5 protein-coding genes are annotated in these 12,198 nt (G+C 35.0%); 3 read left to right on the top strand and 2 right to left on the bottom strand.

Features of this window, described 5'->3' with window-relative positions:
* Positions 1-93: 93 nt before the first annotated feature.
* A complete protein-coding gene (locus tag NK213_RS12025) occupies positions 94-7,008 on the top strand; it encodes an autotransporter domain-containing protein (RefSeq protein WP_253349468.1) in 6,915 nt (2,304 codons plus the stop codon).
* Between the two features lie 120 nt (positions 7,009-7,128).
* On the opposite strand, the gene nagA is transcribed toward NK213_RS12025, so the two are convergent.
* Positions 7,129-8,271, bottom strand: a complete 1,143-nt coding sequence (nagA, locus tag NK213_RS12030) for an N-acetylglucosamine-6-phosphate deacetylase (RefSeq protein WP_253349470.1) — start codon at positions 8,269-8,271, stop codon at positions 7,129-7,131.
* 12 nt (positions 8,272-8,283) lie between these two features.
* On the bottom strand, positions 8,284-9,114 hold the full coding sequence (gene nagB, locus NK213_RS12035; protein WP_253349472.1) for a glucosamine-6-phosphate deaminase: 831 nt from the start codon (positions 9,112-9,114) through the stop codon (positions 8,284-8,286).
* Positions 9,115-9,640: 526 nt separating this feature from the next.
* Here nagB and NK213_RS12040 point away from each other — a divergent pair.
* Positions 9,641-10,471 carry a MurR/RpiR family transcriptional regulator gene (locus NK213_RS12040; protein WP_256478721.1) on the top strand — a complete coding sequence of 277 codons (831 nt, stop codon included), beginning with the start codon at positions 9,641-9,643 and terminating at the stop codon, positions 10,469-10,471.
* 52 nt (positions 10,472-10,523) lie between these two features.
* Positions 10,524-11,897, top strand: a complete 1,374-nt coding sequence (gene nagE, locus NK213_RS12045; protein WP_253349473.1) for an N-acetylglucosamine-specific PTS transporter subunit IIBC — start codon at positions 10,524-10,526, stop codon at positions 11,895-11,897.
* Positions 11,898-12,198: the final 301 nt, after the last annotated feature.

The following is a 12,198-nucleotide window of genomic DNA, read 5'->3' on the forward strand; positions in this document are numbered from 1 at the left end:
TAGGTACTTATATATACAAATAGAAAGGAGTTATAAAGAGAAAAAAGCACGCATAATAAATAACAAATATAAAGAGAATCAGGAGAAATTGTTATGAAAAGAAATAAAAAATTATTAGTATCATTTGCAGCGCTGAATGCAATGATCCCGGCCTATGTTGCCGGTCAGACAACATCAGTAGTCAAATATGACAGACTTTATAACAGTATGATAAATAACATTAAAACCGGAAAGTCAAATGATAAAGCATACCAATTATTAGAAAGAACGCTCAACCAAAAAAATAAAGAATTGGAAGATTTATATTTTCAGGGTGATTATATAGTCAAACCGGAATACTTGGAATGGCAGATATTTTTCAGCGGTTTTTATCACGAAAGCGAAGGAAATGACAATACAAGCGAAAATGCCCGTTATCACTCTAAGGTAGAGTATGGTACAAGCGGATATTATAATGAAAACGGAGAATATATCATAACTGGAACAAATAAAAGCGTAACCGGAAAACCTTATCAGCCTTTGCAGACAGCTAAGGAAATAGATTTGGGAGTCTCTATACCAATGAAGGGAATTACTAGAGATCCTTCACTTTTGAACCCGGTTCCTCCGGTAGAAATAAACGTTAATCCAGGAACGCTGAATGTAACACCTCCGTCAGCAGCTAATATACCTACAGTAAATACACTGGTATTTCAGCCAATGACACCTACAGTGGAATCTCCTTCACTTACTTCTGTACCTGTAATTACTGTAAAAGGAGCAGGCGGTGGAAATTCCGACGGGGCATATTTCGTACAGGGCGGTTCAAGTCACGCAGTAATCAGTCAGTGGGATATGATAACCGGAGATATTAATATAAGAGCTACAGGTTTCCAAAATTACAGCTATACAATGAATAATGCTACTGGAACAATAAGTTTATCCGGAGCAAGAACGAGTCCGTCAAGTGCTACAGTACCGGGGGCTTATACATCAGCAGCACTGCCGTCTTCATTGATAACTCAGTCAAGTGTTTCTATGCAGGGATTTTATAGAATAGTAGGGGCACCGGTAGTCAGACTGGGAGCAGGAGTTACATTTACATTAGAAGGAGATAACAGTTCATTGGCAATGTCACAGCATATTCTTCACTATGATGCACATAGTGAACAGGCCTCTACACTTGACTGGCTTGAAACAAACGGAAGAATAAGCACAGCAGAAAAATCTGAACTTTCAAAGTATGTTTCCAATACAAACTCTGACTTAATACAGTATGTGGTAAATGAAGGGAAAATGAATCTCGTAGGTAGAGATGTACTTGCAGTAAATCAGCAGGGACATACATATTCAGGTGATAAGCCTGTTTCTGTTTTTTCTAATAAAGGTGAAATAACTGGATTGAACGATCTGACAACAAGTGGTTATACTTCAATGAGACAGACGGTATTTGCTTTTCTGGAATCTGGGAATCCTCCCGGAAGAGAACAGATATTCGATAATACAGGAACTGGAAAGATAGAATTAAGAGCACCTGAAAGTATTGTATATAATATAGGCGGGAATTATGACAAAGTCCATGCAGCAACTTTTATGAATTCAGGTTCTATAAAAATGTACGGATTGAAAAACGTTGGTGTGTATACAGCAGGGGCTTATAGCGGTTATAGCAGTGCTGCAGGACTTGCTAAGCCGGGAAGAATAGTATTTGATACTCCGATAGAAATACTGGGAGACCAGTCAATAGGAATTGATCTTGAAAGACCTATTAATGGTGCTGAAAGCAAAATTAACCTGAAAATAGGCGGAGAAGGAAATTTATACTCAGGAAATGCCGGAGCCGGATATGATCCGCAATTAGTAGAAGAGTCTACAGGTCTGTATTATAAACTAACAGCAGGCGGAGCGAATACACTGGTGACTTTGGATGATTATCTTATAAATGCTGATTCTTACTCTAAAAGAAGTTATCTTGTAAGGGTAGAAGACGGAACTCTGACTCTCGGAGATGGTAACAGTACAAATAATTCAGGAAAAAATCAGCTGATAGAAAGTGACGGCGGAAATGAAAATATATTGCTGGCTGCAATAGGAAAGTCGGCAAAACTGGTTACAGATAAAGATATACAAGTAAATGCTGTAAATGGTATAAGACAAACAGGACTTTATGTGGGAGATTTCACAACAACACCTAGCAACGGCGGAGGAACAATGACTTTTGCCGGAAAACTTAATGTAAGCGGAGATGCTTCAAAAGGTGTAGTAGTAGATAAAGCCGGTACGAGTTCAGCTACTGGAGCTTCAATAACTAACAGCGGTATGATAAATATTTCAGGCGGAAGTTATTATGACGCAGCTATTAGTAAAACTGTAGGAACAGTAGGAGTAATAGTAAACGGGCAGTATTCAAAATTTACTTCATCAGGTATTGGCAGTACTGTAAAAATAGATGTTGCTGATAAAGAATCTACGGCAGTATTTGTAAGTGACGGATTGGCAGATATATCAAATGGTGATATAAAAACTTCCAATGGTGCATTTAATCTTTATTCAAAAGGTAATACCGCTGTTATTAAATTAACTGATACATTACTTGAAACAGGGCAAAAATCACTTTTATTCTATAGCGAGAGTAATGGTAAATTCGATTTAAATAATGTAACAGCTAAGATAAAAGGCGGAACAAATGCAAGTGACAGAGGTACTGCATTCTATTATCAAGGAACCGGGGGAACTATAAGTTCTGCTGCAATAGAAGCCTATATAAAAAATATGCTTAATAATACTCAGGGACAGCTGACACTTGATATGGAAGCCGGATCAAGACTGTTTGTAATGGATAATGTAACAATGGATCTAAGTTCAGCAGCAGGAGCAATAGGCTCTTTGGGGATTAATTTTACACCTTCATCTACTGATTATAAAACTTATATGATGTATAAGAGTTCACTGGGGATAGATCAGAATATTGATCTTGATTCATCATCTGATGCATATAACAGCCTTGAGATTGCAACTTCAAGTATTACAAATAACGGAAAATCAATAGTTGGTAATCTTGCAGGAAATGTTGCCATAGCACAGGAAAATGGTTTGGATGCATCAGGGACACCGCTTGGAAGAAATATGGTTACTTTAACAAACGATGCAGGTACAATTACTCTTGGCGGTGCTGATTCAGTGGGAATGTATACCAGCTACGGTGAAATATATAATAAAAACATTGCTAAAATAAATGTAACAGGTGATAATTCAATAGGAATATATGCAGTAAACGGATCAAAAGTAGAAAATCAAGCTGGTTCAGAAATAACAGTAGGAAAAGGCGGGACTGGAATATTTGCTGAGGGCTATAAACAGGGAACAGCACAGCTTTTTGGCGATGGAAAACTTGATATCAAAAATAGCGGATTAATAAAATCTGGAACAGGTTCCGGTGCAATAGGAATATTTTTGAATAATAATTCAGGTGTTGCCAGAAGTGATTCAAAACTGGATTTAACAAACGGAGTAATAAATTTAAAAGATTCAGAAAATGCTGTCGGAGTTTATGTAGAAAAAGGAACAGTAACTGACAGTGCTTCTACAATAACAGTAGGGAAAAACGGAATAGCTCTTTATGCTAAAGATAGTGATGTTACTTTGAGCGGTACTACAATAAATCTTTTTGGAGACAATGCATTAGGATTGTATCTTGATTCGCCTTCTAGTTTTAACGGAACAGGAACTATAAATATAGATGGTCAGAATGTAGTATTATTTAATATTATTTCAAGCGGGGGAACAATAACAAATAACTTTACTTTGGGAAGTATAGCATCAGGTTCTACTTATTCAATAGGAAATATTTCCGGCGGTGAAATAGAATACACAGGAAGTACAACTCTTGGAACAAACGGAACTATGATGGCCGGTATTAATTCTGCTATATATTTGAACGGTTCTGCAATAACAGCTGCGCCGGGTGCTGTTAATACAGCTGCCATGGCACTTGGCGGACAATATGGAGGGGTAGTATCTTTTCCTACAATGTCTTTGAGTACAGACGGCGAAAATGCAGGAACTATAACTTTAGGCGATAGTTCAGTGGGTATTTACGGTAAGAACGGATCAAGATTAAGCAATAAAGGGACTATAACAATGGGAACAGGTTCTGCAGCTATATCGACGGCAGGTGCCGGTTCTACAGCAGTAAACAGCGGGCAGATAAATCTGGGAGCCGGTTCTCAGGGAATATATCTGCGTGACGGAGATAAAATAAACAATACATTATCAGGGAAAATAGAAAGTACAGGAGAGTCTGCAATAGGAATTTTTGGTAATAATGTAAATACTTCTATAGAAAATCACGGTCTTATTGATTTAACAGGAAGTAAAACTATTGGAATTTATACAGCAGGAGCAACTGCAAAAACTGTAACAAATTCTGCTTCCGGAGTAATAAATATAGGAAATTCTGTATCTCAGGATGAACCAGGAGTAGGAATATTCAGTCAAACATCTGGAGATAATATAACTAATGCCGGAACTATAACAGGCGGTACTAATACAATAGGAATTTTCTCACAAAATGCTGCAGTAACAAACAGCGGTAATATAAGTACAGGAGCCGGAGGAACTGCAATTTATGCAGACGGCGGAACATTAAATCTAACCGGAGGAACTATAACAACCGGCGGCGACGGTTCTGTGGGAGTGTATGCATCTGATCTAAGTGCACCGGTAGTGAATAATTCTGCTTTTGTAATAGGAAGCGGAACTGGTGACAATAATGCTTACGGTTTTGTATTTTCCGGTACTGCTCCTGTAGATTTTACAAATAATGCCTCAGTTACTATGGATAATAATGGTGTTTTCCTTTATTCCAAAACAGGAGGAACTGTAACTAATAATGCCAATATAACTATGAATGGTTCTAACAATGTAGGATATTATGTAGAACAGGCAGGTACAATAGTAAATAATGCAGTGATAAAAGGTGATACAGGATCAGCAAACATAGGTATATTCGGAAAAGGTATATATGACAGCAGTGGGAATCTTATAACTGAAGGAAGTATAAAAAATACAGGTGACATATTACTCGGCGACTCTCATCTTGTGGAACTTACAGATGAATACGGCGAGAAATATAAGAGCGGATACTCTGTGGGGATATACGGTGAAGGTTCAAGTATACTAAATGACACTACAGCTACAATAAAAGTAGGTAAAGACGGAATAGGTATGTATGCCAGAGATGCTGTAACCGCTTCTGTAAACTATGGTAATATTATAGGAACAGGGGATAATTCCATAGGAATATTTGCAGATAATACAAAGGTAGAGAATTACGGAACAATAGATATGTCTGGTGATAATGTAATAGGAATAGCAGTAAGAGACGGAGCAGAGCTTATTAACAAAGGAACTATAAAAGTAACAGGAGATAATGTATTTGGTATTTATATGTCAGGAGATAATACAGTTGTACGTAATGAAGGAACAATAGTAATAAGCGGGACAGGATTTGGAATAGGTTACACACCTAGTGCTGATAAAAACAATATATATGATACTACAGGTACAAGTACAGGTTCGACATCTAAATATTATGAACTGCCTGAAATGCCTACTCTGGTGAATTCAGGAATAATAAATATAGATTTGGGAAGCAGCTTTAATTACGACGGGGTAAAAGTAATAGTCAAAGTAGATCCGTCTACAAATACACCAACAACAGATTCATCAAGTCAGGTTGGATTTGGCGGAACAATTCCGGATAAATTCGAGATAACACCTGATTTTTCACAAGGAACATCAGCAGACAGATATGTACTGGAAAATATTTTCAGAGGACAGTCAGGCAGAGGAGAGTATATTTCGCAATCTTTAACTTGGGACGCAACAGCTCAGGGCAGTGACATGGTCATGACGAGAAAATCTTATACAGATTTTACAGATGGTTTATGGTATGAAGATTTCGGGCGTGTCCTGAATGAAAATTATGCTAATTCTACAGGTGACAGACTGAAAATATATGATAAAATCGATTATATAACTACAGAAAAAGACTTTAGACATGTAATGGGAAGTCTCGCAGGCGATGTCTATGCTAATATAAATCAAAGAGAAGATGATATAGCAAGGGCTTTTGAAAATTCACTTGATCTAATGTCAAATTCTGTAAACAATACTAAAGAAAATGTAAAAATAAATGTAATAGCAGGAAAAGGAAAACATAAAGAAGATACTGACGGGGTCTTGGGATATGATTACACTACAACAGGTGTACTAGCTCTGCGTGAGGTAGAAAGAACATACAGACATACATTCGGATACTCACTGGGATACCTGCATACAGGGTTTGAATTCAAAGACGGAAATGAAAGTGAAGAATGGGTAGATACTGTTCAGCTCGGAATACATAATAAATATAACGCAGGAGGATGGAAAGTAAGAAATGATCTTACAGGAAGAGTGAGTCTGCACAATGTAGACAGAAACATAGACTGGCCTTCTCCTAATACACGTTCGGAAATGAATGGAACATATGAAACATACTCTGTGACTTCAGATAACATACTGGGGAAAGAGTTTGAAATAGGTAAAAAAGTTACTGTAACTCCATATGGTGCTTTCAGGGCAATGTATGTTACAAGACCTACATTCAAAGAAAGCGGACTTGAGAGACTGGAAGTGGAAGGGAACGATGCATGGAGCGTGAAACCAAGAGCAGGTGTGGAACTAAAAGGTGCTGTGCCGCTTGGAAGTCAGAACAGCTGGCAGCTTAAAGGCTCTTTGGATGTAGCATACGAGTACGAACTTGCAGATTTGAATGAAAGAGAAAAAGCAAGACTTGTAGCTGTAGAAAGTGATTACCATAAATTATCTAAACCTGAGGAAGAAAAAGGAACATTCAGAACAAAAGCTTCTATAGGTGTAGAAGTAGAAGACAGATACGGAATATTCCTAACCGGGGAATATGCTAAAGGTAATGATAAAGAGGATGATTACAGAGCAGGTATAACTTTAAAAGCAGTATTTTGATATTTATAAAACAGCAGAAGTGAGCCGAAAGGCTCATTTTTGTGTGAAAATTTACAAATCAGAATAATTTTTATAAATAAAAAAAGCTGGTCAAAATATATTGACACAGCTTTTATAGTATTAATTAAATTTTTTATGTTTACCTTTTGCGACTATTCCCAAAACATCAAAGTTATCGTTTAAAATAGCAAAGTCAGCAATATATCCGGGTTTTATAAATCCGTATCTGTCTTCCACAGATATTGCCTTAGCCGCATATGAAGTAGCCATTCTCAAAGCTTCTTCCACGGGAAGTCCTACATGCTGTACAAGATTTCTTACTCCTGCATTCATAACAAGAGCCGAACCACCCAGAGTACCGTTCTCATCAGAACATTTACCATTTTCATGGAAGACTCTTTTTCCTTCAAATATAAATTCTTTCATATCAGTACCGGCAGGGCTTACTGCATCTGTTACCAGATAAAGTTTATCAGAAAGAATACTGTGTGCTATTCTTATACTTGCGAAATCACAGTGAAAACCGTCTGCTATTATTCCTGCATAGATATCTTTTTTATCAAATATAAACCCTACAACCCCAGGTTCTCTGGAACCAAATTCAGTCATAGCATTAAATAAGTGTGTAGCATTCTTGAAATAATCTTTTTTTGGTTCACATTCTGCATATTTTGCGAAAGTATGTCCGATAGAAATATGAATATCTGCGTTTTTTAGTTTTTCAAGATGTCTGGGTTCTGCTTTTTCAGGAGCCATAGTAATAATTTTTACTGATCTGCTTCCGGAAGAAACAATTCTGTCTACTATATCATCTGAAAGAATTCTTATATATGCCGCATTATGTATACCTTTTTTTTCAATACTTATATTAGGGCCTTCAAGATGCAGTCCAAGTACGCCTATATTTTCCATATCGTTCATATTATCAATTAAATCAAGTGATTTTATTATTTTTTCATCCGGTGATGTAATCAGTGTCGGCAAAAATGAAGTACAACCATATTTATGATTAGTTTCATTCATTATTTCCAGTGTTTTACGCGAAATATCATCGTTAAAAAGTACACCGCCGCATCCGTTCAGCTGTAAATCAATAAAACCCGGAGATAACACAGCATTGTTAAGGTCAATTACTTCTTCACCAGTGTACCCCGATAATTCAGATTCAGAAAGAGTCTTAACAATTTTGTCATTTTCAATCAAAACAGCTGTATTGTTAATAAATGAATTTCCGTCAAAAATTCTACAATTTTTTAGTATCATGAAATAACACTCCTATTTTAATTTGAATAATTCCTCTTTTAATTTGCTGATATGAAGATTTTCAGCTTCAATTTCTCTAAAATATTTATATGTTTTTACTTTTAATTCTACAGCAGCACTTTCATCTATAACTACAATTGCTCTTCTGTGAAGCTGCAGAGCAGAAAGAGTACAAAGATGATTTACTCCGTTCTCAATTCCCTGATGTATTGCACCAGCTTTTTTATATCCGTCAGCCATTATTACTACTTCTTCAGAATCAAGAAGAGTTCCTACACCGACAGTCAGTGCTACTTTTGGTACTTTAGTAATATCATTGTCAAAGAATCTTGAGTTAGCAAGGATAGTATCATAAGTAAGTTCTTTATCTCTTGTTCTTGATTCCAGTGAAGAACCAGGCTCATTAAATGCTATATGACCATCTTCACCAACACCGCCTAAAAATAATTTTATTCCTCCATAAGATCTGATTTTTTCTTCGTATTCTTCACATGTTTTCTTAATATCAGTAGTTAGTCCGTCCAAAATGTTAATATTTTCTTCTCTTGCATCCACATGTTTGAAGAAAGTATCGTGCATAAAGTAGTGGTAACTCTGAGGATGATCCGGAGCCAGTCCTAAATATTCATCCATATTGAATGTAACAACGTTTTTAAATGACAGAATACCATCTTTATGTAATTGGATCAGATTTTTATATGTCTCCATAGGAGTGCTTCCTGTAGGTAATCCTAATACAAATGGTCTGTCCTCAGTTGGTTTGAATTCCAGTATTTTTTTAGCTGTATGGTAAGCTACCCACTTCCCGATATCTTCCTTGTCTTTTAAAATGATAAGTCTCATAAAAAATTCACCTCTCTATATAATATTTATAAATCAAATTTACTATCTATAATAGTTATACTATATTAAGTCTAAAAAATCAAGGTTTTTTGAATTAAAATAAAAAAAATGAAAAAAAGAGTATTTTTGGTATTTTCAAAAGATAATAACGATAAAAATATAATTAAAATTCATTTTGTTGGAATAAATGTGAATCTATTTTTGAATTGGTTGTATTTCCTTTAAAATATGGTTTTGAGTATGAAAAAAACAAAAAAACATATGAATTTCTAAGATAGCGGTAATTTATAAAATGATTTAATTTGAAATTTATAATTTCGTTTTTGATCAATTAAAATAGTGTGTTGTGACATGTAATGTTATGTAAGTGAAAATTCACTAATTTTTTTCAGGAAAAAATTATAATTACAAAAAAATCAAAAAAAATTTCAAAACCCTATTGACTTTTAAAAAAAACGTGGTATTATAATAGTGAATTTGAATTCAGATAATGAATTGGAAAATGAATTATAAGTTGGTGATAGCAATGTTTCAAGTGAAATTAAAATCTGTGTACAACGATTTAACAAAATCAGAAAAAAAAATTGCTAATTTCATAATGAAAAACTTTGAGAGGACTAAAACAATGACTTCATATGATATATCAAAAAAGGTCAATGTAGGACAGGCAACTGTAATTAGATTCTCAAAAAAGCTGGGGTATAGTAGTTTTAATGAACTTATAAATTCGATCAATAAATTAGATCAGGAAGATATTCTGGAAAAAAATATAAGTCTGGGAGATGATGTAGCAACTACTAATACAAAAATAGCCAATCAGTATATTGATGTCATAAAACTGACACTTGAACTGAATCCGGTTTATATATTTGAAGAGGTAATAGAGGCTATAATTGCTGCAGAAAGAATAGTGGTTCTGGGAATAGGCAATTCTGCGATAGTATCTACAGACTTTGTAAATAAGTTAGCCAGAGTGGGTATGAATGCCTTTACCAATCTGGATACACACTTACAGTTTTCCATGATTTCCAATCTCGGAAAGAATGACTTGCTGATACTGATATCTGACTCGGGAGAGACAAGAGAAATAATAGAAGCTGCAAAGCTGGCAAAGCAAAACAAAACAAGAATAATTTCAATAACTAAGTTTACTAAAAACAAACTTCATGCTTATTCTGACTTTATTCTGAAAACTGCAAGCTTTGATATTAATCTCCGGTTAGATGCTACTACATCCAGAATAACGCAATTTACAATTATTGATATGATTTTTATAAATATCTTAAAGACAGATTTTTCCAAATATAAGGAAATAATTACAAACAGCGATAATGCTGTAAGGATATTAAAATATTAACGAAAAAACTTTTGATTAAGAGACGAACAATTTTAGAGAGGTGTGGTTTTAAATGTTAGCAAAATTACAAAAACTTGGGAAAGCGTTAATGCTTCCAATAGCAGTACTTCCAATAGCTGGTATATTACTTAGAATAGGGCAGCCAGATGTACTGAATATGCCTTTTATAGCAAGTGCCGGAGGAGCAATATTCGATAACCTAGCAGTGTTATTTGGTATAGGTATAGCAGTGGGACTGGCAAAAAATAATGACGGTGCCGCAGGACTGGCAGGAGCAATAGCACATTTTATATTATTAGCAACAGCAACAGCAATAGTAACTGCAAGATATCCTGATCTGAAGTTCAGCGTGGGAGTACTTACAGGGATAATCGGCGGTATCACAGCAGGGTTGCTTTATAATAAGTTCCATGATATAAAAGTTCCGGAATTTTTGGGATTCTTTGGCGGAAGACGTTTTGTTCCTATTATCACAGGATTATTCGCACTTGCGGAAGGTGCAGTATTAGGACTTATCTATCCTGTATTTGACCTTGTTTTTACAAAAACAGGTACATGGATTGTTAATTCAGGACCAATCGGATCATTCGTATTCGGACTGCTTAACAGATTACTGATTCCAACAGGATTACATCATATCTTAAACAGCTTTGTATGGTTTGTGTTTGGTACATATAATGAAAAAACAGGAGATTTAAACAGATTCTTCGCAGGAGATCCTAACGCAGGACAGTTTATGACAGGTTTCTTCCCAGTGATGATGTTTGGTGTGGCAGGTGCAGCATTAGCAATGTATCTTACAGCTAAAAGAGAAAGAAGATCAGAAGTAGGAGGGATGCTAATATCTGTAGCTCTGACTTCATTCCTTACTGGAATAACAGAACCGTTTGAGTTCTTATTCATGTTCTTATCTCCAGTATTATACTTAATACACGCAATTTTAACAGGAGCATCTATGGCACTGACTTATGCAATGGGTATGAGAGACGGATTTTCATTCTCGGCAGGTGCAATTGATTATGTACTGAACTTCGGAATAGCATCTAATCCAATAGGAATAGCAATATTCGGAGTTGTATATTTCTTCATATACTTCGCTATATTCTACTTTATGATAAAAACATTTAATTTGAAAACACCGGGAAGAGAAGACGAAGACTTAACTGCAATGTCAGCACCTGATCTTGGAATAGCTGAAGAAACTGCAAAATATGTAGATATATTAGGCGGAATAGATAATATAAAATCAATAGATTCTTGTATAACAAGACTTAGACTTACAGTAAATGATTCAAGCAACATAAGTGACGAAAAATTAAAAGCACTTGGTGCAAAAGGTGTAATCAGACCATCTAAAGATGCAGTACAAATAGTACTAGGGCAAAAAGCAGAAAAAATGGCTGATGAGCTGAGAAAATTAAAATAGCATATTAAATATATTTAGAAAAAGAGACTTTGGAATACAGTATTAATAACAAAATTTACAGATAATGGACAAAAATATTATTTGAATTAAATATTGTGATATATTGGAAAAGTCTCTTTTTTCTTTTTGAAAAAAGGAGTAAAAGGAATACAAAAAATAACTTTTAGCATGAGGGAAATCCAGTAATATTTATTTTTATTAGTTATATTTTTATAATTATATATTATTCTAGACCAGTTATAAAATGTCAAGGAAAAAAAGAAGAATTTTTAAATAAAAAAATGAGTATCACAAAATAGAC

Origin of the sequence: Sebaldella sp. S0638 (assembly GCF_024158605.1) — a bacterium.
In the GTDB taxonomy this organism is placed as follows: domain Bacteria; phylum Fusobacteriota; class Fusobacteriia; order Fusobacteriales; family Leptotrichiaceae; genus Sebaldella.

What these genes read in the sequence shown, in the direction of transcription:
- NK213_RS12025 (WP_253349468.1), top strand. Translation starts at nt 94, where the DNA reads ATGAAAAGAAATAAAAAATTATTAGTATCATTTGCAGCGCTGAATGCA.
- nagA (WP_253349470.1), bottom strand. Translation starts at nt 8,271, where the DNA reads ATGATACTAAAAAATTGTAGAATTTTTGACGGAAATTCATTTATTAAC.
- nagB (WP_253349472.1), bottom strand. Translation starts at nt 9,114, where the DNA reads ATGAGACTTATCATTTTAAAAGACAAGGAAGATATCGGGAAGTGGGTA.
- NK213_RS12040 (WP_256478721.1), top strand. Translation starts at nt 9,641, where the DNA reads ATGTTTCAAGTGAAATTAAAATCTGTGTACAACGATTTAACAAAATCA.
- nagE (WP_253349473.1), top strand. Translation starts at nt 10,524, where the DNA reads ATGTTAGCAAAATTACAAAAACTTGGGAAAGCGTTAATGCTTCCAATA.